We start from the raw sequence: 22,706 nt of genomic DNA, 5'->3' as shown, positions 1-22,706 counted from the left end.
GCAGGGACCACGCCCCTCGCGCGGGGACGCGCCGACGGCGCTGGCGCGCATGACCGCGCGCTCGGTGGTGCTGAGCGTCCTCCTGGGAGCCCACCCCGCATCGGCATCGGCGGCCGAACTCATCCGCCTCACAGCGGACTTCGGGATCCGCGAGTCGACGCTGCGGGTGGCCCTGACCCGGATGGTCGGGGCCGGCGACCTGATCCGCTCTGCCGACGGGTACCGGCTGTCGGCGCGCCTGCTAGCACGGCAACGGCGACAGGACGATGCGCTGGACCCGAAGCCCAGGCCGTGGGATGGGACGTGGACCACCGTCGTCGTCACCAGCGTGGGTACTGACGCACGCAATCGGGCGGCACTGCGGACCACCCTGTGCGAGATGCGGTTCGGCGAACTGCGGGAGGGCGTCTGGATGCGCCCAGCGAACCTCGATCAGGCGGTGCCCGATGCGCTGCGTGACCGGGTGCGCGTGCTGACGGCGCGGGACGACGACCCCGTCGACCTCGCAGGCCGCCTGTGGAACCTGTCGGGCTGGTCGGCGACCGGGCACCGGCTCCTCGACGAGTTGCGTTCTGCACCAGCCATACCCGGCCGTTTCACCGCCGCGGCCGCCATCGTGCGTCACCTGCTGACCGATCCCGTGCTGCCCGACGAGCTGCTGCCAGCCGATTGGCCCGGCGCCGCACTGCGGGCCGCGTACCTCGACTTCGCCGCCGATCTGACGGCGCGACGCGACGACACCGAGCTGATGGAGGCGACATGACCGGAGAGATCAAGGACGGCGGCGTTCGGGTGGAGCGCCACGGCCCGGTGACCACGGTGATCATGAACCGGCCTGCGGCCCGCAACGCCGTGAACGGGCCTGCGGCCGCCGAGTTGTACGCCGCGTTCGACGAGTTCGATCGCGACGACGATGCCTCCGTCGCCGTCCTGTGGGGGGACAACGGGACGTTCTGTGCCGGAGCCGATCTCAAGGCGTTCGGCACGCCCGACATGAATCCGGCGCACCGCACCGGCCCCGGCCCGATGGGACCGACCCGAATGGTGTTGTCGAAGCCGGTGATCGCGGCGGTCAGCGGATACGCCGTGGCCGGCGGGCTCGAACTGGCGCTGTGGTGCGACCTGCGGGTGGCCGAGGAGGACGCCACCTTCGGCGTCTTCTGCCGGCGGTGGGGCGTGCCGTTGATCGACGGGGGCACCGTGCGTCTGCCCCGGCTCATCGGTCAGAGTCGGGCGATGGATCTCATCCTCACCGGCCGCGCGGTCGGGGCGCAGGAGGCGCTGCAGATGGGTCTCGCCAACCGGGTCGTCGGCAAGGGCGACGCGCGCCGCGCAGCCGAGGAGTTGGCGGCCGAACTCGCTGCGCTGCCACAGCTGTGCATGCGCTCCGATCGGCTGTCGGCGATGGGGCAGTGGGGCATGTCCGAAGCCGAGGCCATCGACACCGAGTTCGCCAGCCTGTCCCGGGTCTCGTCCGAATCACTAGCTGGCGCACGGCGTTTCGCCGAGGGCGCCGGGCGGCACGGCAGCCAGGACTGACCGCGCGGGCTCAGCCCCTGTCGACCTTGTTGCCCGAGCCGCGGTCCTCGACCTTCGGCTCACCCTCGCGGTAGCTGACCGTGTTGTTCAGGCCGACCACGGTGAGGCTGTCGTCGACCCTGTCGAACGTGATCTTGTTGTCGGCCCCGCCGACGTTCACGCTGGCGCACGTGCCCTTGACGGTGAGGGTGTTGTTGGAGCCACCGACGTTGAGCGACTTGCCATCCGAGCAGTCGATGTCCGCGGTGGTGCCGAACGAGCCGTAGTTGATGGTGTTGCCGATCTCGACCTGTGCGCCCGAGCTGCCTGCAGATCCGGAGGGGGAGTTCGAGTCGCTGCCGTCGGCGCCGCAGCCGGTGAGTCCCCAGGCCGCGGCGGTGATGCTCAGCGCTGCGATCAGGATCCGGGAGTGGGCGCGCATGCAGTCCCTCGCTTCGTCGGCGGCGGCGTCAATTCGACGCCGCACCAAGACTACGCGGGGACGCGGTCGATCCGGTTGGTCATGCCGAGTTCGCGTCCGCGGTCCCAGACCTTCGGCGCGCCGGTGCGGTAGTACACCGTCTGATCGAACCCGTAGACCGTGATGTCGTTGACGACGTTGTCGGCGATGACGGTGTTCGAGGAACCCTGCACCGAGACGCCCCAGCACGAGCCCTTGGCGGTGATGAAGTTGCTGGTGCCCACGATGATCAACGCCGCGTCGTTGCAGTCGATGGTCTGGGAGATGCCCTGCCCGGTGATGTGGGTGTCACCGTTCTTCGCGGCCGCCGACGGCGCACCGGCGATCAGCCCGGAGGCCACCGTCACCGAGACCGCGGTCATCGCGACCGCGAGCGTGCCCGCCGACTTCGGCGCCTTGATGCTCATGGTGCTCCCCTCGCCGACAGCGATTCCGATCGTCGCAGCCTACGTTGCCCGACCGCGCCCGCGTCAGCGGTTCGCAGCAACCAACCCGGGTCGACCGGTGAACCGAGCCGGCGGCCAGGTGAACGGTTAGAGTCATTAGTTGGTCCACGCCCCCGCGGCGACCGAAGAACCGACCCCCGACCGAAGGACGCGTGACTCATGGCAGCTCGGTCGGAGGCAGTCTCCGCGGGCGGCCGCACGAAGAGTCCCACCAGAACCACCAAGCTGAGCCGCGACGCCATCGTCAACGCCGCCCTGACGTTCCTGGACCGCGAAGGCTGGGACGCACTCACCATCAACGCCCTGGCCAACCAGCTCGGCACCAAGGGGCCGTCGCTCTACAACCACGTACAGAGCCTCGACGACCTGCGGCGGACCGTTCGGATGCGCGTCATCGACGACATCATCGGCATGCTGAACAACGTCGGGCAGGGGCGTACCCGCGACGACGCCGTGGTCTCCATGGCCAGCGCCTACCGCAGCTATGCCCATCACCATCCGGGGCGCTACTCGGCGTTCACCCGGATGCCACTGGGCGGGGACGACCCCGAGTACACCGCGGCCACCCGCGCCGCGGCCGGGCCGGTCATCGCGGTGCTCGTCTCCTATGGGATCGACGGCGAGAACGCGTTCTATTCGGCGCTCGAATTCTGGTCGGCGCTGCACGGTTTCGTGCTGCTGGAGATGACCGGCGTCATGGACGACATCGACACCGACGCGGTGTTCACCGACATGGTGTTGCGGTTGGCCGCCGGCATGGAGAGGCGATGAGCGCACGTCTCAGCGCGTCGCCGCACGTCGGCCGGGATCGTCGTCTAACGTCGCTGGCGTTCACCGTGACGCGGTGACCCGCCCGAGCGAACGCCGGGTGACGGGTGCCCCAACTTCGACTTCGACGAAGTGGACCCATGTCACCTGCAGCGATGGCGCCATGGCGGCGCTTTGACCTGCGCCATGCGCGACGGGTATCGTGGACACTCGTGCCTGGCCAAGGCGCTTGCGATCGAAGAAGTACCTGCAAGCATGCCTGCACGCCGGGCCAATTCGCATGTTCACCGCGCATCGAAGCAATGATGCGCGCGAGCGCGCGACACGCCCGGTCGCGGGGGACGCGACAGGACTGAAACCGCAGTACAGAGACTTGAGCACGACCCGAATACAGCAAGCAGCACCACGGAGAGACACAGAAAGCCGGTACATGCCAACCATCAACCAGCTGGTCCGCAAGGGCCGCCGCGACAAGATCGCCAAGGTCAAGACCGCGGCCCTCAAGGGCAGCCCGCAGCGCCGCGGTGTGTGCACTCGCGTGTACACCACCACCCCGAAGAAGCCGAACTCGGCGCTTCGCAAGGTGGCGCGCGTGAGGCTGACCAGCGCGGTCGAGGTCACCGCCTACATCCCGGGTGAGGGCCACAACCTGCAGGAGCACTCGATGGTGCTGGTGCGTGGCGGTCGTGTGAAGGACCTCCCCGGTGTGCGCTACAAGATCATCCGCGGCTCGCTCGACACCCAGGGTGTCAAGAACCGCAAGCAAGCCCGCAGCCGTTATGGCGCCAAGAAGGAGAAGAGCTAATGCCGCGCAAGGGGCCCGCGCCGAAGCGCCCGCTGGTCAACGACCCGGTCTACGGATCGCAGCTCGTCACCCAGCTCGTCAACAAGGTGCTGCTGGACGGGAAGAAATCCCTCGCCGAACGCATTGTCTATGGTGCGCTCGAACAGGCCCGTGAGAAGACCGGCACGGACCCCGTGGTGACGCTCAAGCGCGCCATGGACAACGTCAAGCCGGCCCTCGAGGTTCGCAGCCGCCGCGTCGGTGGTGCCACCTACCAGGTGCCCGTCGAGGTCCGTCCGGAGCGTTCGACGACCCTCGCACTGCGCTGGTTGGTCGGCTTCTCCAAGCAACGCCGCGAGAAGACCATGGTCGAGCGCCTGGCGAACGAACTCCTCGACGCCAGCAATGGCCTCGGTGCCGCAGTCAAGCGCCGCGAGGACGTTCACAAGATGGCCGAGGCGAACCGGGCCTTCGCGCACTACCGCTGGTGATCTCCGGCCCGCGGTCGTGCTGACCGCAGGGCGCTACACACACCTAACTAGCAAGCGAAAGAGTGGGATTTAGCCGTGGCACAGGACGTGCTGACCGACCTCACCAAGGTCCGCAACATCGGCATCATGGCGCACATCGACGCCGGCAAGACGACGACGACCGAGCGCATCCTCTACTACACCGGTATCAGCTACAAGATCGGTGAAGTTCACGATGGCGCGGCCACGATGGACTGGATGGAGCAGGAGCAGGAGCGGGGCATCACCATCACCTCCGCTGCCACCACCTGTTTCTGGAATGGCAACCAGATCAACATCATCGACACCCCCGGGCACGTCGACTTCACCGTCGAGGTGGAGCGTTCGCTGCGCGTGCTCGATGGCGCCGTCGCCGTCTTCGACGGCAAGGAGGGCGTCGAGCCCCAGTCCGAGCAGGTGTGGCGCCAGGCCGACAAGTACGACGTTCCGCGCATCTGCTTCGTCAACAAGATGGACAAGCTGGGCGCCGACTTCTACTTCTCGGTCCGCACCATGGAAGAGCGCCTCGGCGCCAACGTCATTCCGATTCAGCTGCCGATCGGCTCCGAAGGCGACTTCGAGGGCGTCATCGACCTGGTCGAGATGAACGCCAAGGTGTGGCGCGGCGAGACCAAGCTCGGTGAGACCTACGAGACCATCGACATCCCCGCCGAACTGCAGGAGCGTGCCGACGAGTACCGCACCAAGCTGCTCGAGGCCGTCGCCGAGACCGACGACGCGCTGATGGAGAAGTACTTCGGTGGCGAGGAACTGACGGTCGCAGAGATCAAGGCCGCCATCCGCAAGCTGACGGTCAACTCCGAGGCCTACCCGGTGCTGTGTGGCAGCGCGTTCAAGAACAAGGGCGTGCAGCCCATGCTCGACGCCGTCATCGACTACCTGCCCTCGCCGCTGGACGTCGAGTCGGTCAGTGGCCACGCCCCGGGCAAGGAAGAAGAGATCCTCGTCCGCCGTCCGTCGACCGACGAGCCCTTCTCCGGCCTGGCGTTCAAGGTCGCGACGCACCCGTTCTTCGGCAAGCTGACCTACGTCCGCGTCTACTCCGGCACCGTGGAGTCCGGCAGCCAGGTCATCAACGCGACCAAGGGCAAGAAGGAGCGTCTGGGCAAGCTGTTCCAGATGCACTCCAACAAGGAGAACCCGGTCGAGCGGGCCTCCGCCGGGCACATCTACGCCGTGATCGGTCTGAAGGACACCACCACCGGTGACACCCTGAGCGATCCGCAGCACCAGGTCGTGCTCGAGTCGATGACCTTCCCCGATCCCGTGATCGAGGTCGCCATCGAGCCCAAGACGAAGAGCGACCAGGAGAAGCTGTCCCTGGCCATCCAGAAGCTCGCCGAAGAAGACCCGACCTTCAAGGTGCACCAGGACGACGAGACCGGCCAGACCGTCATCGGCGGCATGGGCGAACTGCACCTCGACATCCTCGTCGACCGCATGCGTCGCGAGTTCAAGGTCGAGGCCAACGTCGGCAAGCCGCAGGTCGCCTACAAGGAGACCATCAAGCGCGCGGTCGACAAGGTCGAGTTCACCCACAAGAAGCAGACGGGTGGCTCCGGCCAGTTCGCGAAGGTCCTCGTCAGCATCGAGCCCTTCTCGGGTGAGGACGGCGCGACCTACGAGTTCGAGAACAAGGTCACCGGCGGCCGCATCCCGCGCGAGTACATCCCGTCGGTGGATGCCGGTGCCCAGGACGCCATGCAGTACGGCGTGCTGGCCGGCTACCCGCTGGTGAACTTGAAGCTGATCCTGCTCGACGGCGCATACCACGACGTCGACTCCTCGGAGATGGCCTTCAAGATCGCCGGATCCCAGGTGCTGAAGAAGGCTGCCGCGCAAGCGCAGCCGGTCATCCTGGAGCCGGTCATGGCCGTCGAGGTCACCACCCCGGAGGACTACATGGGTGAAGTGATCGGCGACCTGAACTCCCGCCGTGGCCAGATCCAGGCCATGGAGGAGCGCAGCGGTGCGCGCGTCGTCAAGGCGCAGGTTCCGCTGTCCGAGATGTTCGGCTACGTCGGCGACCTCCGGTCGAAGACCCAGGGCCGGGCGAACTACTCCATGGTGTTCGACTCGTACGCCGAAGTTCCGGCGAACGTGTCGAAGGAGATCATCGCGAAGGCCACCGGTCAGTAGTCCGGTACTTTGCAGACCACACAACTGAACACATCAACACACCTGCTTTAAGTAAAAGCACCAACAAGTCCAGGAGGACACCACAGTGGCGAAGGCGAAGTTCGAGCGGACGAAGCCGCACGTCAACATCGGGACCATTGGTCACGTTGACCACGGCAAGACCACGCTTACGGCAGCAATCACGAAGGTTCTGCACGACAAGTACCCCGATTTGAACGAGTCGCGCGCATTCGACCAGATCGACAATGCGCCCGAGGAACGTCAGCGTGGTATCACGATCAACATCTCCCACGTGGAGTACCAGACGGAGAAGCGCCACTACGCGCACGTCGACGCACCTGGTCACGCTGACTACATCAAGAACATGATCACCGGTGCCGCCCAGATGGACGGTGCAATCCTCGTGGTCGCCGCCACCGACGGCCCGATGCCGCAGACCCGTGAGCACGTGCTGCTCGCCCGCCAGGTCGGCGTGCCCTACATCCTGGTCGCGCTGAACAAGGCCGACATGGTCGACGACGAGGAACTCCTCGAGCTCGTCGAGATGGAGGTCCGCGAACTGCTGGCCGCCCAGGAGTTCGACGAGGACGCCCCCGTCGTGCAGGTCTCGGCGCTCAAGGCCCTCGAGGGCGACCCGAAGTGGGTCGAGTCCGTCGCTAAGCTCATGGAGGCCGTCGACGAGTCCATCCCGGACCCGGTGCGCGAGACCGAGAAGCCGTTCCTGATGCCCGTCGAGGACGTCTTCACGATCACCGGCCGTGGCACCGTGGTGACCGGTCGCGTCGAGCGTGGCGTGATCAACGTGAACGAGGAAGTGGAGATCGTCGGCATCAAGACGACCACCACCAAGACGACCGTCACCGGTGTCGAGATGTTCCGCAAGCTGCTCGACCAGGGTCAGGCCGGCGACAACGTCGGTCTGCTGGTTCGTGGCATCAAGCGCGAGGACGTCGAGCGCGGCCAGGTCGTCGTGAAGCCCGGCACCACGACGCCGCACACCGAGTTCGACGGCAGCGTCTACATCCTGTCGAAGGACGAGGGTGGCCGTCACACGCCGTTCTTCAACAACTACCGTCCGCAGTTCTACTTCCGTACGACGGACGTGACCGGCGTGGTGACCCTCCCCGAGGGCACCGAGATGGTGATGCCCGGTGACAACACCGACATCTCCGTCAAGCTGATCCAGCCCGTCGCCATGGACGAGGGCCTGCGCTTCGCGATCCGCGAGGGTGGCCGTACCGTCGGCGCCGGCCGTGTGACCAAGATCAACAAGTAGTCGTTGGTCTGAACCAGTACCGCTGAAGCGGCGCTCACCTTCGGGTGGGCGCCGCTTTCGCGTCAGCGGGCCTGCGACCCGCTACGCTGCGCTGATGACTGAACCCCCCGTGGTCGCGGCGTCTGATGCCGACGGCGAGGCGACGGGCGCCGCGCGGGCGCGGTTCACCGTGCACGCATTCACCGACGTCGGGCTGCGGCGCCGCCGCAACGAGGACGCCGTCCTGGTCGGCGGGTGGCTGTGCCAGACCCACGACGGCACCCTGGTCACGATGAACTTCGCGCCCGCGCCGCCATTCGTGTGCGCCGTGGCCGACGGCATGGGTGGTCACGCCGGGGGCGACCTGGCCAGCCGGGTCGCGATGAACCTGGTGGCCGCTGCGTTCCGAGACTGGCGCGGTGCCGACGACGTGTCGGATGCACTGCTCGCGATCAACGATCAGGTCCGCGCGGTCGGGATCGAGACCGAGCTGCAGGGGCTGGGCACCACCATCGCCGGGTTGTGCTTCCTGACCGACCAACTCGTCGTCTTCAACGTGGGGGACAGCAGGATCTACTCGATCTCCAACGGCGCTCTCGAACAGTTGTCGGTGGACGACTCCGTCTTCGACACCAATGGCCGACCGACGAACATCGTGACCCAGTCGATGGGGCAGGTTGCGCCGGTGCGTCCGCACGTCCTCGAACTCCCGCTGCGGGAGGGCACGTTCCTACTCTGCTCGGACGGCGTGAGCGGGCTGATGAGTGACGACGAACTGCACGACGCGATCCAGCCTGCCGACGTCGCCGACTGGGGCGCCCGGATCGTCGAGACGGTGCGTGCCAACGGCGCCGACGACAATCTCTCGTTCGTCATCGTCGAGGTCGCGGCGACCTAGCGTCCTGTCCAGTTTGGGATCGGTAGCCGACGCACCGGCGTTAATCTGACCTGCGAATAAGTCAGTCGACGCGAGGAGCGAGTCATGTTGTGGCGGTACGTGAAGGCACAGCTGATGGTGCTGCTGTGCGGCGGCCTGGTGGGTCCGATCTTCCTGGCGATCTTCTTCGCCACTGGCCAGGACCCGTTGATGAAGTGGATGTTCTGGGCGGGCCTGCTCGTCACGGCCATTGACGTCCTGGTTGCCCTCGCGCTGGCCAGCTACGGTGCAAAGCGGGCCGCGAGAACCGAGATGCTGGAGTCCAGCGGCGTCGTCGCGCTGGCGCAGATCACCAACATCCACGAGACCAACACCCGGATCAACGAACAGCCGCTGGTCAAGCTGGACCTGCGAATCGAGGGGCCGGGCCTCACGCCGTTCACGGCCCAGGACTCCGTGGTGGCGTCGATCTCGCGGCTGCCGATGATCACCGGCCGCAAGCTCGTCGCGCTCGTCGACCCCGCCACCAACACGTTCCAGATCGACTGGAACCGCAGCGGATTGATCAACGGCCTGGTGCCCGCACAGTTCACGCTCGCGGAGGACAACCGCACCTACGACCTGTCGGGGCAGGTCGGGCCGCTGATGGAGATCATGCAGATCCTCAAGGCCAACGGCGTGCCCATGAACGGCATGATCGACATCCGGTCCAATCCGGCCGTGCGCCAGCAGGTCATGAGCGTCGTCCGTCGCGCCGCGGCCCAGCAGGCGCCGCCGGCGCAGATGCCCACGCCGGCGGCGACAGCCCCGGCGCCGGCCGGGGGATTCGGCGCCCCGCCCGTGTCGGTCTCGCAGCGGTTGCAGGAACTCGAGACGCTGCGCGCCACCGGCGCGATCACCGAGTCGGAGTACGCGTCGAAGCGGCAGGAGATCCTCGCGGACCTCTAGCCACTTTCGCCGAAATGGCATTCCCTGTCGTTGAGCAGGTTCCTCACCGACGGGGAACGTCATTTCGGCGGAAATTCCAGTGAGCGGGCGTTACTAGAACACGTTTCAGTTCGGCTGCTAGCCTGAGCGCGCGGGTTTGACGAAAGGACTGGCGATGGCGGCAGGCAACGGAACGCTCGAGGGACGCGTGGCATTCGTGACCGGGGCTGCTCGCGGCCAGGGTCGGGCCCACGCGGTGCGGCTGGCCCAGGAGGGCGCCGACATCATCGCCATCGACATCTGCGCGCCGGTGTCCGACACGATCACCTATCCCGCCGCCACCAGCGAGGAACTCGCCGAGACCGTACGGGCCGTGGAAGAGGCCGGACGCAAGGTGCTGGCCCGTGAGGTCGACATCCGCGACCTCGCCGCCCAGCAGCAAGTCGTGGCCGACGGTGTCGAGCAGTTCGGCCGACTCGACATCCTCGTCGCCAATGCAGGCATCCTCAGTTGGGGCCGCATGTTCGAGATGTCCGAGGAGCAGTGGGACACCGTCATCGACGTCAACCTCAACGGCACCTGGCGCACCATCCGCGCTGCCGTGCCCGCGATGATCGAGGCCGGCAACGGCGGGTCGGTCATCATCGTCAGTTCATCGGCGGGACTGAAGGCCACCCCGGGCAACTCGCACTACGCGGCCTCCAAGCACGGGCTGACCGCGATCACGAACTCGCTCGCACTCGAGGTGGGGGAGTTCGGCATTCGGGTCAACTCGATCCACCCGTACTCCATCAACACGCCCATGGTCGAACCCGACGCGATGATGGAGGTCTTCAAGAACTACCCGACCTACCTGCACAGCTTCGCGCCAATGCCGCTCAAGCCGGTCAACCACGACGGCAAGCCGGGGCTGCAGGAATTCATGTCACCGGAAGAGGTTTCGGACGTGGTGGCGTGGCTGGCAGGCGACGGCTCGATGACGATCTCGGGATCGCAGATCGCCGTCGACCGCGGCACGATGAAGTACTGACCGCTTTTCGACGGATCAGTTCGGCAGGACCAGCACTGGCACGGGGCTGTGCCGGACGATCTTGGTGCCCTTGGATCCGAGGAACACGCGCGCGATCGGGCCCTGGGGCGACGTACCGAGTGCCAGCAGCTCACCGTCGACCCATTCCGCGGCGTCGAGGGCCTGCGCCCAACCGTTGCCCGTCACGACCTGAAGCTCCACGTTGTCACCGACGACGCCGTCGGTCCGCAACGCCTGCAAGGTCTCTCGCGCCTGCGCGGCCCACGACTCCAGGATCGAGTCCTCCGCGTGCAGCCCCACCTCCGGCGGAAACATCGTGCGCCCCCTCACGGCGAAGGTGATGACGCGCATCGGCACGTCGAGCCGGGCCGCCAGGGCCGTCACGCGTTCGACGACCTGAAGCGACCCCGGTGTGCCGGGATAGGCACACGTGATCCTGGTCAGGCCATGCGTTTTCGAGCCCCGGTAGCCCCGTGGACTCACGGCCAGCGGCACCGGCGACGAATGCAGCAGCCGGTCCGCCGTCGACCCGATGACCACCTGGCCGAGCTGCCCGTCCGAGGCGGACCCGAGCACCAGCGCCTCGGCGCCCAATTCCCCGACCGCATCGACGAGTCCGCCCGACGCCGAGCGGTGTGCGAACTTGTGGAACGTCACCTCGAGTTGGGGGTCGATCGTGCCGATGCAGTCGCGGGCCTGGGCGGCGGAGTCGGCGGCCAGCCGGTCCGCGTAATGCGCGTACTCGGCGTCGATGCGTGCGGGCGATGGCGTGGTCCACGGCTTCGGGACCACGGTGACGACGGACAGCGACGTCTTGAGCGTCCTGGCCGCCTCCGCCCCGAGGTGCAGTGCGGACAGACCGGCCTTGCCTGCGAGGTACCCGACGACGACAGTCATGCGCGATCCGCCTGCGCTACTCGCTGGGAAGTCACGGCTCGTCCCGCGGCGTCACGACGTCCACACCGGGTGCCGCGGATTCGATGATGCCGTCACCGCCGTCGTTGAGCGCACTGTGGTTGCGCCCCCAGACGAAGTAGAACGCCAGCACCACGGCCACCCATGCACCGAACGCGATCCACGTGTACCAGTGCAGGCTGTAGAGGATGTAGGCGCAGGCGAGGATCGACAGGATCGGCGTCACCGGGTACAGCGGGACCTTGAAGCCGCGCGGCAGATCGGGTTCGCGCCTGCGCAGGATGATGACCCCGACCGACACCACGATGAAGGCCGTCAGCGTTCCGATCGAGACCATGTCGGCGAGCTTGTCGAGCGGGATGAACCCGGCCAGCAGGCTCACCACGATCGCCACGATGATCGTGTTGTTCACCGGCGTCATCGACCGCGGGTTGACCTTCGCAAACATGGCGGGCAGCAGGCCGTCGCGGCCCATCGCGAACAGGATGCGGGTCTGGCCGTACATCGTCACCAGCGTCACCGAGAAGATCGAGATCACCGCGCCCGCAGCGATCACCGTGCTGGCCCATTGGCTTCCGGTGATCTGGTCGAGGATGACCGCTAGGCCCGCTTCCTGACCCTCGAACGCCTCCCACGGTTGGGCGCCGAGCGCGGCGAACGACACCAGCAGGTAGAAGCCGGTGACGATCAACAGAGCGGCGATGATGGCGCGCGGCATCGTGCGCTGGGGATCCTTCACCTCGTCTCCGGCGGTGGAGACGGCATCGAGACCGATGTAGGAGAAGAAGATCGTGCCCGCGGCGAGGCCGACGGCCGCGGAGCCCATCGGGGCGAAGTCAGCGAACCGGTTGGTCTGAAATGCCGTGAACGCGATGACGATGAACATGGCCAGCACGCTGAGCTTGATGATCACCATGATCGTGTTGGCCCTGGCGGATTCCGACGCGCCGCGAATCAGCAGCAGCATGCACATGACGACCAGGATGATCGCGGGCAGGTTCACGATCCCGGGCTCGGCGTCCCACGGCGCTGCGGTGATCGCCTGCGGCAGGCTGAACCCGAAGAGGTTCTCCAGCAACTTGTTCAGGTACTGACTCCACCCCACCGCGACCGCCGCCGTCGAGACGCCGTACTCGAGCAGCAGGCACGCGGCGACGCCCATCGCGACCAGTTCGCCCATCGTCGTGTAGGCGTAGGAGTACGTCGAACCCGATACCGGAACGGCAGAAGCCATCTCGGCATAACAGATGGCAGCGAGACCGGCGGCCACACCGGCGAGCAGGAACGAGAGGATGACCGCCGGACCCGCCTCGGGCACTGCTTCGGACAGGACGAAGAAGATGCCGGTGCCAACGGTGGCGCCGACGCCGAACATCGTCAGCTGGAAGACGCCGATCGTGCGCTTGAGGTGATCGGAGGCGCCATGGGCGACCGGAGCCCCGAGGACGGGACGGCGCCGCAACATCTGATCGGTCAGCTTCACCGGCGGGGATGTCATGCTGCCTCCAGGTCGGGGAGATTCAGGCGGGTGCCGACGTGACATGCCCCTCGGCCAGTACGGCGGCGAACTGGTCGACGACCCAGTCGATCTCCTCCTCGGTGATCACCAGGGGTGGTGCAAAGCGCAAAGTGGAACCGTGAGTGTCCTTGACGAGAACACCGCGGGCGGCCAGGCGCAAGCTGACGTGCTTGCCGGAACCGATCGCGGGATCGACGTCGACGCCCGCCCACAGCCCCAGACCGCGCACGGCGAGCACGCCGTGGCCGATCAACCCGTGTAGGCGCGCGTGGAGTCGCGCACCGAGTTCGGTTGCTCGGGACTGGTATTCGCCGCGGCGGAGCATCTCGACCACGGTGGTTCCGATCGCGGCCGCCAGCGGGTTGCCCCCGAACGTCGACCCGTGTTCGCCCGGGTGCAGCACGCCGAGGACGTCGCGGTCGGCCACCACGGCCGACAACGGGACCACGCCGCCGCCGAGCGCCTTGCCCAGCAGGTACACGTCGGGCACGACGCCCCAGTGGTCGCACGCGAACGTGCGTCCGGTGCGGGCGAGACCGGACTGGATCTCGTCGGCGATCATCAAGACGTTGCGCTCCGAGCAGAGCCGGCGGACCCGGGGCAGGTAGTCCTGCGGCGGCACGACGATGCCTGCCTCGCCCTGGATGGGCTCGATCAGCACGGCGACCGTGTGGTCGTCGATCGCGGCGGCCATCGCGTCCGCGTCACCGAACGGCACGGAGCGGAACCCGGGCGTGTACGGCCCGAACCCGCGCCGGGCCGTCTCGTCGTCGGAGAAGCTGATGATCGTGGTGGTGCGTCCGTGGAAGTTGTTGCGCGCCACGATGACGTTGCCCTCGCCTGCCGGCACGCCCTTGACGTCGGTTCCCCACTTGCGGGCCACCTTGAGCCCACTCTCGACGGCCTCGGCGCCGCTGTTCATCGGCAGCACCATGTCCTTACCGCACAGCTCGGCGAGCGCTGCGCAGAACGGCCCCAGCCGGTCGGAGTGGAAGGCGCGGCTGACCAGCGTGACGGCGTCGAGCTGTGCGTGGGCGGCGGCGATGATCTCGGGATTGCGGTGACCGAAGTTCACCGCGGAGTACGCGGCGAGGCAGTCGAGGAAGCGCCTGCCCTCGACGTCGGTGATCCACGCGCCGTCGGCCGTCGTGGCGACGACGGGCAGCGGCGAGTAGTTGTGGGCGGCGTAGCGGTCGTCGAGGGCGATCGCGGCCGCCGTGCGCGACGGCGCCTCGCTTCCCGCGCGCTCGCTCACCGCGGTGGCCATGTCGTCCAGGATGCTCATCGATATACCTCCAGCGTGCAGCATTTGACGGATCCGCCGCCCTTGAGCAGTTCGGACAGGTCGACGCCGATGGGCTCGAAGCCCGCGTCGGCGAGTTGAGCGGCGAACCCGGTGGCGGCAGCGGGGAGCACCACGTGCTTGCCGTCGGAGACCGCGTTGAGGCCGAGGACGAAGGCGTCGGCGCTCGCGACCTCGATGGCGTCGGGGAACAGATCCTGGATGCGCGCTCGCGCGTCGTCGCCGAACGCCGGCGGGTAGTAGGCGATGGTGGTGTCGTCGAGCACCGCCAGCGCGGTGTCGAGGTGGTAGAAGCGCGGGTCGACGAGTTCGAGGCTCACCAGGGGCAGTCCGATTGCGCGCTCGACCTCGTCGTGGGCGCGGCGGTCGGTGCGAAAGCCGTAGCCCGCCAACACGATCGAGCCGGCGACCAGGAGGTCACCCTGCCCTTCGTTGACGTGCTCGGTGTGCACCGGATCGAAGCCGTGCGCCGCCATCCACCGTGCATATGCCGCTGCCTCGCCCGCCCGCTGGGGGTAGGCGAAGCGTGCCACCACGGCACTGTCGCCGACGACGAGGCCACCGTTGGCGGCGTACACCATGTCGGGCAGTCCGCCGACGGGCTCGACGAGGTCCACGGTGTGGCCGAGCGAGAGGTAGGTCCGGCGCAGTTCGTCCCACTGACGCACGGCCAGATCCGCGTCGACCGAGGCGGTGACGTCCATCCACGGGTTGATGGCGTACTCGACGGCGAAGTAGCTCGGGGCGGTCATGGCGTACCGGCGCAGCGACGCAGTGCGTGAGCGCGGGGTGGTGGTGTCGGGTGTTGGTTGGCTGGCGACATCGGCGATCGTCATGAAAGCAACGATATGGACCGGGCTGTGCGCAATCAATCGCCACTCATTGCGCGTCGACCATCGATCCATTGCTTCAAGGCTATGCTGGCGGCGATTCGTTGCACGGAAGCGGAGGACTGCGGAGATGGACCGTTTGGACGAGACCGACGAGGCGATTCTCGCCGAGCTGACCGAGCACGCCAGGGCGACGTTCGCGGAGATCGGTGAGCGGGTGAACCTGTCCGCCCCCGCGGTCAAGCGGCGGGTGGACCGCATGCTCGACAACGGGGTGATCCGTGGCTTCACCACCGTCGTCGACCGCAGCGCCATCGGCCGGGGGACCGAGGCCTACGTGCAGGTGTTCTGTCACGGCACGATCGCGCCCGACGAACTGCGGCGCGCATGGGAGGACATCCCCGAAGTCGTTAGCGCCGCAACGGTCACCGGCACCTCGGACGCCATGCTGCACGTGCTCGCCCGCGACATGCGGCACCTCGAGGAGGCGCTCGAACGCATCCGCGCCAGCGCCGACATCGAGCGCAGCGAGAGCATCGTCGTACTGTCCAACCTCATCGAGCGCGCGCATCCCTGACCGGCATCGATCCGGGGTGGGGCACGACAGTCGGGCCCCATCGTGTAAGAAAGCCACCGTGAGCAACAGTGCAGGCATCGTCATCGTCGGTGGTGGTCTGGCGGCCACGCGAACCGCCGAGCAACTCCGTCGTGCCGAGTTCGCCGGTCCGATCACGATCGTCAGCGACGAGGACCACCTGCCCTACGACCGACCGCCGCTGTCGAAGGACGTGCTGCGCGGCGAAACCGACGACGTGCTGCTCAAGCCCGCCGAGTTCTATTCCGAACACCACATCACGCTGCGACTCGGTTCGGCGGCCACCGCGCTGGACACCGCGGCGCAGACGGTCACGCTGGCCGACGGCGACGTCGTCCCGTACGACGAACTCGTCATCGCGACTGGGCTGACGCCCAAGCGCATCCGGTCGCTGCCCGACCTCGAGGGCGTGCGCGTGCTGCGGACCCTCGACGAGAGCCTGGCGCTGCGTCGGCATGCCGGCTCGGTGAAGCGGGCCGTCATCATCGGCGCGGGCTTCATCGGCTGCGAGGTCGCGGCCAGCCTGCGCAAGCTCGGCGCCGAGGTGACCATCGTCGAACCGCAGCCCGCACCGCTCGCCTCGGTGCTCGGCCAGCAGATCGGCGAACTAGTGGCCAGGCTGCACCGCGCCGAGGGCGTCGACGTGCGCTGCGGCGTCGGCGTCGCAAGCGTGACCGGCTCCGGACACGTCGAGAAGGTGCAGCTGTCCGACGGCACCGAACTCGACGCCGACGTCGTCGTGGTCGGCATCGGCTCCCGGCCTTCCACGGACTGGCTCGAGGGCAGCGGCGTCGAGATCGACAACGGCGTGGTGTGCGACGTGCACGGCAGGACGTCGGCACCCAACGTGTGGGCCGTCGGCGACGTCGCGTCGTGGCAGGATGCCACGGGACATCAAGTGCGCGTGGAGCATTGGAGCAACGTCGCCGAGCAGGCCCGGGTGATCGTGCCCGCAATGCTCGGCGGCGACCCGCCCGACGTGGTCGTGGTGCCGTACTTCTGGAGCGACCAGTACGACGTCAAGATCCAGTGTCTCGGCGAACCCGAGGCCGACGACGTCGTGCACGTCGTCGAGGACGACGGCCGCAAGTTCCTGGCCTACTACGAGCGCGACGGTGTCGTCGTGGGCGTGGTCGGCGGCGGCATGCCCGGCAAGGTCATGAAGGCGCGCAGCAAGATCGCCAACGCCGCCCCGATCGCCGACGTCCTCCCCGCTTCGTAGCGATTCGTGCACGCTCCGTTGCGCTGAGCGCGCCGCAGCGTGCACGAATCGCTAGAACTGCCCGAGGTAGAACCGGCTGCCCTGGTCGTCGGTGCACAGCGCCGACAGGCCGTAGGACTGCCGCGACGGCTCCTCGATCACCGTCCCGCCGGCCTCCCGCACCCTGGCGACGGCGGCCTCGACGTCGTCGACCGTCCACATCGGGACCGTAACCGACCGGTCGCTTCCCCCGGCGACACCCGCCATCGGGTGGGTCTCCCTGATCTCCCAGCCGTCGTCGACGCGGCCCGGTTGAAACGACCAGAACAGCAACCGGCTGAAGAACGCCTTGAACTGCCCGGAGTCGGGCACGTGATAGGTGATGTACGAGAGTTCGCCGGGGCCTGCGCCATTGAGGTCCGGGCGGGGCAGTCCCGGCCGGGGCTGGAACACCGCGAACGGCCCGCCCGCAGGATCGGTGGCGTCGAGCACGGTGCCGAAGTCGAACTCGATGGTCTGCCCGACCTGACCGCCGCCGTCGACGATCGACCGGCTGGCGCCCGCCAGGTCTCCGACGGCGTAGCAGCACAGCATCGTCGGGGCGCCGGGCACCGAGAACAGTCCGATCGGCGCGACGGTGTTGGTGACGCGGTTCGTCGGGGCGTCGTAGACCCAGCCCAGCACCTGACCATAGAACGCGGCGGCGCGGTCGGCGTCGGGGGTCCACAGCGAGACGAAGCCGACGTCACCGTGCTGGATTGGCGTCGGTGCGCCGGTGGCAGGCCCGGTCAGCATCCAGCGGTGTCCGAAGGGGTCGACGATCGTCGCGTTGCGCGACCCGTGCCCCTCCCCGACGTCCTGCACCACGGTGGCGCCTCGCCCCCGGACGCGGGCCAGCGCGTCGTCGGTATCGGGCACGGCGAGCATCATGCTGACCGAAACGTTCTGTGCCGCAGGCGCTTTGAGACCCAACTCCGGGTACTCGTCGGCCAGGTAGAGGATGCCACCCGAGAGGGCGAGTTCGGCGTGGCCGACGCGGCCGTCGTCCATCACGAACGGCTCGCCGACGACCTCGGCTCCGAAGGCGTCGACGTACCACTGGATTGCGGCCCGGGCGTCGGGTACCGCCAGGTAGGGGATCGCGGCGCCGCGCGGGCTGATGGCCTCACGGGTCTCGTTGAGTTCGGCGAGCGCAGAATCGGTACCGCTCATCACGACGTCTCCTGTTCGATTGGGCAGTGCGAGTGCGGATTCCAGCCGTGACCGCAGGCTTGCGGCGAAGCCGGGGTCCGGCTGGACCGGAAGGTCACCGTCACGCAGGACGGTCAGGGGGTCGTTGCCGTCGGGATGGTCGAACCGGGTCATCGCGCCCCTCCTTCCGGGTAGTGCTTCTTGAAGGCGCGTCGGGCGCGCACCAGCAGTGCCTCGGTGGCATGCACGGTGCGGCCGATCAGCTCGGCGCACTCCGGCACCGAGCGGTCGTCCATGTAGCGCAGCGCGAGCACCGTGCGGTGGTGCTCGGGCAACCGGGCGAGCACGCTCTCGGCGACGATGCGGTCGACCTCGGCGTCCCACCGGTCCTCGCCGTCGGGCTCGGGCAGTTCGGCGACGGGGTCGGTGAAGCGGTCGTGCCTGCGGCGATAGTGGTCGGCCAACTTGTGGCGTGCCACGCCGATGAGCCACGGCACCGTGATCGGCGGCGGCGCCTCGTCACTGCGTGCGCTCCACTTCCGCGCGGCGTCCATCGCCGCGAGGAACGTGTCCGACGTCAGATCCTCGGCCGTCGCCCGGTCGGCGCACCTGCGTACGAAGTACCCGTACACCGATGGGAGCGCCTCGTCGTACAGCGTCAGCAAGGCACGGGGGGCGTCGTAGCCTTCCGCTTCGTTGCTCACACCCTCATCGTCGCCGTTGGGGCCCGAACTCCGACGCCCCATTCGCGAATTCGGCGCGCGAGTCCGCGCCCACTGCGGATCGGCGCGCCGAAGTCACAGGTCGCCGAGGCCCGCGCTGACGGTGTCGAAGGCGGCGGTCAGTGCGCCGGGCAGGGATGCCGACTCGTCGGCCAGCCAGTGCCCGTACGCCGCCAGCGCGACCCCGAGCATCGTCCACGCCACGGTCTGCGGGACCAGGTCGGCGACCCGTGCGTCGAGCCTGCGGGCGACGAACGCCGCGACGACGGTGCGCCATCCCGCGTACATCGTCATCGAGTGCGCCTGCAGGGCGTCGGTCTCGAGGATCACCCGCATCCGCTGCCGGTGCCGTGCCGTCTCCGCGTCGTCGAACTCGTTGAAGGCCAACAACGCCGAGCGCAGGGCGGCCCGTAGGGGAACGTCGTCCGGGACGGCGTCGAGCAGATCGCGCAGGTGACCGAGGTGGGCGTCGAAGTCGCCCCACGGGATGGCGTTCTTGGAGGGGTAGTAGCGGAACAGGGTGCGGCGCGCGATGCCCGCGGCCTGGGCCACGTCGTCGACGCTGACCTCGTCGAACCCGCGTTCGGCGAATAGATCGAGCGCTACGTCGGCGATGTGATCCTGCGTGGTCGAGCGGCGCCTGCCCACGCGCGGCGCGACGTCGCCGGCAGCGGGGGCCCGGCGTTCGGATGCATTCGCCACGAATTCGCCCTTCCGTTTCGGCACTCGATGCCATATTCTTGCGACCTGGGTCACAATCGACGAGACCCACGACGCGAAAGGTACACATCATGGAGCAGGCGCAGCAGGCATCCGTGCAAGATCACGTCCAGGATGAACTCGTCACCGAGAGCCTCGTCGAAGAGGTGTCGATCGACGGCATGTGCGGGGTCTACTGACCATGTCGGCGTCCACCGCGGCCTTCGAGTCGGGGTCGGAGTCGACCGTGCCCGACGGCCCGGTGGTCCCCGCGCCGCGGTTCGATCCCGACGCCGGCTGGCGGCTGCACCACCAGGTGGCAGTGCGGCCCGAGCCGTTCGGGGCGTTGCTGTATCACTTTGGCACCCGCAAGCTTTCGTTCCTCAAGAACCGGAAGATCGTCGAGGTGGTCAACGCGCTGGGTGATCATCCCGACGCGCGCGCAGCCCTGCGTGCCGCCGGCATCGACGACGACCAGCAGGCGCCTTACGTGCACGCGCTGGGCGTGCTCGTCCAGTCCAAGATGCTGGTCCCCAAGGAGACTTCATGACCACCGTTGAATCGGCGCCCGCCCCGGCGATACAGCACGTGCCCCGGCTCGTCGACCAGTTCGAGAAGGGTCTCGACGCGCCGATATGTCTCACGTGGGAATTGACCTACGCGTGCAACCTGTCGTGCGTGCACTGCCTGTCCGCATCGGGCAAGCGCGACCCCCGAGAGCTGAGCACGCAGCAGTGCAAGGACGTGATCGACGAACTCGAGCGCATGCAGGTGTTCTACGTGAACATCGGCGGCGGCGAACCCACTGTGCGATCGGACTTCTGGGAACTCGTCGACTACGCGACCGAGCATCACGTGGGCGTCAAGTTCTCCACCAACGGGGTTCGCATCACGCCCGAGGTCGCGGCGAAGCTGGCAGCCAGTGACTACGTCGACGTGCAGATCTCGCTCGACGGCGCGACCGCAGAGGTCAACGACGAGGTGCGCGGACCCGGTTCGTTCGCGATGGCGATCCGCGCGCTGGAGAACCTCGCCGCCGCGGGTTTCCGCGACGCCAAGATCTCGGTGGTCGTCACGCGGCACAACGTCGACCAGCTCGACGACTTCAAGGATCTCGCAGACCGGTACGGCGCGACCCTGCGCATCACCCGCCTGCGGCCGTCGGGCCGCGGCGCCGACGTGTGGGACGAACTGCACCCCACCGCCGCGCAGCAGGTTCAGCTCTACGACTGGCTGGTCGCCCGCGGTGAAGGCGTCCTCACCGGCGACTCGTTCTTCCACCTGTCCGGCCTCGGCGAGCCCGGCGCACTGGCCGGGCTCAACCTGTGCGGCGCAGGCCGCGTGGTGTGCCTGATCGACCCGGTCGGCGACGTCTACGCCTGCCCGTTCGCCATCCACGAGAAGTTCCTGGCCGGAAACATCCTCACCAGCAATGGTTTTCAGGACGTCTGGCAGAACTCGCAGCTGTTCAACGAGCTGCGCGAACCGCAGTCGGCCGGTGCGTGCAGCGGATGCGGCCACTACGACGCGTGCCGCGGCGGATGCATGGCGGCCAAGTTCTTCACCGGTCTGCCGCTGGACGGGCCCGACCCGGAGTGCGTGCAGGGTTACGGCGAGCCCGCGCTCGCGGCCGAACGCAGCAAGCCGAAGTCGAGTGTCGACCATTCCCGATCCGGTGGCCGCAAGGGTCCGATCCCGCTCAAACTGCTGGTCGTTCCACCGTCGGCGCCCCCCAAGTCGTACTGCAACGAAAGTCCCGTCTGACATGGCCCGTGACATCTGGTTCGAAACCGTGGCGATCGCGCAGCAACGCGCGAAGAAGCGTCTGCCCAAGTCCGTCTACTCGTCGCTGATCTCCGCGAGCGAGAAGGGCTTGACCGTCTCCGACAACGTCGAGTCGTTCTCCGAACTCGGCTTCGCCCCGCACGTGGTCGGTGCTGCGGAGAAGCGGGACCTGACGACAACGGTGATGGGACAAGAGATCTCGATGCCGGTGATCATCTCGCCGACCGGCGTGCAGGCGGTGGATCCCGAGGGTGAGGTGGCCGTCGCGCGCGCAGCCGCGGCGCGTGGCACGGCCATGGGACTGTCCTCGTTCGCCAGCAAGCCCATCGAAGAGGTGGTGGCGGTCAACGGCAAGGTCTTCTTCCAGATCTACTGGCTCGGCGGTCGCGAGGCGATCCTGGAACGCGCGCAGCGCGCCAAGGAGGCCGGCGCGGTGGGTCTGATCACCACGACCGACTGGAGCTTCTCGCACGGCCGCGACTGGGGCAGCCCGAAGATCCCCGAGCAGATGAACCTGCGCACCATGATCAAGATGTCGCCGGAGGTGCTCACCAAGCCCCGATGGCTCTGGGACTTCGGCAAGACCCTGAGCCCGCCCGACCTGCGGGTTCCCAACCAGGGACGGCGCGGAGAGCCCGGACCTGCGTTCTTCGAGGCCTACGGCGAGTGGATGGGCACGCCGCCTCCGACCTGGGAGGACATCGCGTGGCTGCGCGAGCGGTGGGACGGCCCGTTCATGATGAAGGGGATCGTCCGGGTCGACGACGCGAAACGTGCTGTGGACGCGGGCGTTTCGGCGATCTCGGTGTCCAATCACGGCGGCAACAACCTCGACGGCACCCCGGCGGCGATCCGTTGCCTACCTGCCGTCGCGGCAGCGGTGGGCGATCAGGTCGAGGTGTTGCTGGACGGCGGCATCCGACGCGGCAGCGACGTGGTCAAGGCCGTAGCGCTCGGCGCCCGCGCGGTGATGATCGGCCGGGCCTACCTGTGGGGTCTGGCGGCCAACGGTCAGGCCGGCGTCGAGAACGTGTTGGACATCCTGCGCGGCGGAATCGACTCGGCGCTCATGGGCATGGGTCACTCCTCGATCCACGACCTCACGCCGGACGACATCCTGGTACCCGAGGGATTCACTCGCACGCTCGGAGCCTGACCTCGGCGCCGTCGCACCCGATTGGGGCTGGCGTG

At 67.8% G+C, this 22,706-nt stretch carries 25 protein-coding genes; 16 read left to right on the top strand and 9 right to left on the bottom strand.

Annotation, left to right across the window (positions count from 1 at the left end; translation table 11 throughout):
- The first annotated feature begins 40 nt into the window (after positions 1–40).
- On the top strand, positions 41–763 hold the full coding sequence (locus G6N61_RS13555) for a PaaX family transcriptional regulator C-terminal domain-containing protein (RefSeq protein ID WP_179973675.1): 723 nt from the start codon (positions 41–43) through the stop codon (positions 761–763).
- On the top strand, positions 760–1,539 hold the full coding sequence (locus G6N61_RS13550) for a crotonase/enoyl-CoA hydratase family protein (protein WP_163918995.1): 780 nt from the start codon (positions 760–762) through the stop codon (positions 1,537–1,539). The genes G6N61_RS13555 and G6N61_RS13550 overlap by 4 nt, the downstream gene beginning before the upstream one ends.
- A gap of 10 nt (positions 1,540–1,549) precedes the next feature.
- Here G6N61_RS13550 and G6N61_RS13545 read toward each other — a convergent pair whose 3' ends face one another.
- The gene (locus G6N61_RS13545; RefSeq protein WP_163918994.1) at positions 1,550–1,960 is read right to left on the bottom strand and encodes a DUF3060 domain-containing protein; all 411 of its coding nucleotides are present in this window, start codon (positions 1,958–1,960) and stop codon (positions 1,550–1,552) included.
- Between the two features lie 50 nt (positions 1,961–2,010).
- On the bottom strand, positions 2,011–2,361 hold the full coding sequence (locus G6N61_RS13540; protein WP_163924804.1) for a DUF3060 domain-containing protein: 351 nt from the start codon (positions 2,359–2,361) through the stop codon (positions 2,011–2,013).
- Positions 2,362–2,604: 243 nt separating this feature from the next.
- Between G6N61_RS13540 and G6N61_RS13535 the strand changes: the two genes are divergently transcribed.
- The 8 genes from G6N61_RS13535 (at position 2,605) to G6N61_RS13500 (ending at position 10,755) form a co-directional block, all read left to right on the top strand.
- Complete coding sequence (locus tag G6N61_RS13535) at positions 2,605–3,216, top strand: TetR/AcrR family transcriptional regulator (RefSeq protein WP_163918993.1); 612 nt, start codon at positions 2,605–2,607, stop codon at positions 3,214–3,216.
- 427 nt (positions 3,217–3,643) lie between these two features.
- Positions 3,644–4,018 (top strand): 30S ribosomal protein S12, encoded by a 375-nt coding sequence (rpsL, locus tag G6N61_RS13530; protein WP_003929602.1) that lies wholly within the window; start codon positions 3,644–3,646, stop codon positions 4,016–4,018.
- Positions 4,018–4,488, top strand: coding sequence for a 30S ribosomal protein S7 (gene rpsG, locus G6N61_RS13525; protein WP_048630016.1), 471 nt, complete (start codon positions 4,018–4,020; stop codon positions 4,486–4,488). The genes rpsL and rpsG overlap by 1 nt, the downstream gene beginning before the upstream one ends.
- A gap of 75 nt (positions 4,489–4,563) precedes the next feature.
- A complete protein-coding gene (gene fusA / locus G6N61_RS13520) occupies positions 4,564–6,666 on the top strand; it encodes an elongation factor G (RefSeq protein ID WP_163918992.1) in 2,103 nt (700 codons plus the stop codon).
- 85 nt (positions 6,667–6,751) lie between these two features.
- Positions 6,752–7,942, top strand: a complete 1,191-nt coding sequence (gene tuf / locus G6N61_RS13515; protein WP_163918991.1) for an elongation factor Tu — start codon at positions 6,752–6,754, stop codon at positions 7,940–7,942.
- A 94-nt stretch (positions 7,943–8,036) separates the two neighbouring features.
- Positions 8,037–8,819: a PP2C family protein-serine/threonine phosphatase gene (locus tag G6N61_RS13510; protein ID WP_163918990.1), complete on the top strand. Its 783-nt coding sequence runs from the start codon at positions 8,037–8,039 to the stop codon at positions 8,817–8,819.
- An 84-nt stretch (positions 8,820–8,903) separates the two neighbouring features.
- On the top strand, positions 8,904–9,746 hold the full coding sequence (locus G6N61_RS13505; RefSeq protein ID WP_163918989.1) for an SHOCT domain-containing protein: 843 nt from the start codon (positions 8,904–8,906) through the stop codon (positions 9,744–9,746).
- 154 nt (positions 9,747–9,900) lie between these two features.
- On the top strand, positions 9,901–10,755 hold the full coding sequence (locus tag G6N61_RS13500) for a mycofactocin-coupled SDR family oxidoreductase (RefSeq protein WP_163918988.1): 855 nt from the start codon (positions 9,901–9,903) through the stop codon (positions 10,753–10,755).
- A 15-nt stretch (positions 10,756–10,770) separates the two neighbouring features.
- Here the strand turns inward: G6N61_RS13500 and G6N61_RS13495 are convergent, their stop codons facing one another.
- From G6N61_RS13495 to ddaH, 4 genes are read right to left on the bottom strand one after another with little or no spacing between them, the layout of a single operon-like run.
- Positions 10,771–11,652 (bottom strand): universal stress protein, encoded by an 882-nt coding sequence (locus tag G6N61_RS13495; RefSeq protein WP_163918987.1) that lies wholly within the window; start codon positions 11,650–11,652, stop codon positions 10,771–10,773.
- 31 nt (positions 11,653–11,683) lie between these two features.
- Positions 11,684–13,168 (bottom strand): amino acid permease, encoded by a 1,485-nt coding sequence (locus G6N61_RS13490; protein ID WP_163918986.1) that lies wholly within the window; start codon positions 13,166–13,168, stop codon positions 11,684–11,686.
- Positions 13,169–13,190: 22 nt separating this feature from the next.
- Positions 13,191–14,474 (bottom strand): ornithine--oxo-acid transaminase, encoded by a 1,284-nt coding sequence (gene rocD / locus G6N61_RS13485; protein ID WP_163918985.1) that lies wholly within the window; start codon positions 14,472–14,474, stop codon positions 13,191–13,193.
- Positions 14,471–15,328: a dimethylargininase gene (gene ddaH, locus G6N61_RS13480; RefSeq protein WP_163918984.1), complete on the bottom strand. Its 858-nt coding sequence runs from the start codon at positions 15,326–15,328 to the stop codon at positions 14,471–14,473. The genes rocD and ddaH overlap by 4 nt, the downstream gene beginning before the upstream one ends.
- A gap of 124 nt (positions 15,329–15,452) precedes the next feature.
- Between ddaH and G6N61_RS13475 the strand changes: the two genes are divergently transcribed.
- Both G6N61_RS13475 and G6N61_RS13470 read left to right on the top strand, forming a co-directional pair.
- Positions 15,453–15,899, top strand: a complete 447-nt coding sequence (locus tag G6N61_RS13475) for an Rv2324 family transcriptional regulator (RefSeq protein WP_163918983.1) — start codon at positions 15,453–15,455, stop codon at positions 15,897–15,899.
- A 58-nt stretch (positions 15,900–15,957) separates the two neighbouring features.
- Entirely contained in the window at positions 15,958–17,139 is a 1,182-nt protein-coding gene (locus G6N61_RS13470; RefSeq protein WP_163918982.1) for an FAD-dependent oxidoreductase, read from the top strand.
- A 51-nt stretch (positions 17,140–17,190) separates the two neighbouring features.
- Here the strand turns inward: G6N61_RS13470 and G6N61_RS13465 are convergent, their stop codons facing one another.
- The 3 genes from G6N61_RS13465 to mftR form a co-directional block, all read right to left on the bottom strand.
- Entirely contained in the window at positions 17,191–18,483 is a 1,293-nt protein-coding gene (locus tag G6N61_RS13465; RefSeq protein WP_163918981.1) for a VOC family protein, read from the bottom strand.
- Positions 18,480–19,013, bottom strand: a complete 534-nt coding sequence (locus G6N61_RS13460) for an RNA polymerase sigma factor (protein WP_235887528.1) — start codon at positions 19,011–19,013, stop codon at positions 18,480–18,482. Before G6N61_RS13460 ends, G6N61_RS13465 begins: the two co-directional genes overlap by 4 nt.
- Positions 19,014–19,106: 93 nt before the next feature.
- Complete coding sequence (gene mftR / locus G6N61_RS13455; RefSeq protein WP_163918979.1) at positions 19,107–19,733, bottom strand: mycofactocin system transcriptional regulator MftR; 627 nt, start codon at positions 19,731–19,733, stop codon at positions 19,107–19,109.
- A gap of 89 nt (positions 19,734–19,822) precedes the next feature.
- Here mftR and mftA point away from each other — a divergent pair, with 89 nt between their 5' ends.
- The 4 genes from mftA to mftD are packed head-to-tail and all read left to right on the top strand — an operon-like array spanning position 19,823 to position 22,671.
- Positions 19,823–19,930 (top strand): mycofactocin precursor MftA, encoded by a 108-nt coding sequence (gene mftA / locus G6N61_RS13450; RefSeq protein WP_163918978.1) that lies wholly within the window; start codon positions 19,823–19,825, stop codon positions 19,928–19,930.
- 2 nt (positions 19,931–19,932) lie between these two features.
- The gene (gene mftB / locus G6N61_RS13445) at positions 19,933–20,280 is read left to right on the top strand and encodes a mycofactocin biosynthesis chaperone MftB (RefSeq protein ID WP_163918977.1); all 348 of its coding nucleotides are present in this window, start codon (positions 19,933–19,935) and stop codon (positions 20,278–20,280) included.
- The gene (mftC, locus tag G6N61_RS13440; RefSeq protein WP_163918976.1) at positions 20,277–21,494 is read left to right on the top strand and encodes a mycofactocin radical SAM maturase; all 1,218 of its coding nucleotides are present in this window, start codon (positions 20,277–20,279) and stop codon (positions 21,492–21,494) included. Before mftB ends, mftC begins: the two co-directional genes overlap by 4 nt.
- Before the next feature lies 1 nt (position 21,495).
- Positions 21,496–22,671 carry a pre-mycofactocin synthase MftD gene (gene mftD, locus G6N61_RS13435; RefSeq protein ID WP_163918975.1) on the top strand — a complete coding sequence of 392 codons (1,176 nt, stop codon included), beginning with the start codon at positions 21,496–21,498 and terminating at the stop codon, positions 22,669–22,671.
- The last annotated feature ends 35 nt before the right edge of the window (positions 22,672–22,706 follow it).

It is taken from the genome of Mycolicibacterium arabiense, from assembly GCF_010731815.2.
GTDB lineage: Bacteria > Actinomycetota > Actinomycetes > Mycobacteriales > Mycobacteriaceae > Mycobacterium > Mycobacterium arabiense.
The sequence above is the reverse complement of the archived record's forward strand: the minus strand, read 5'-3'. Positions and strand labels throughout refer to the sequence as shown.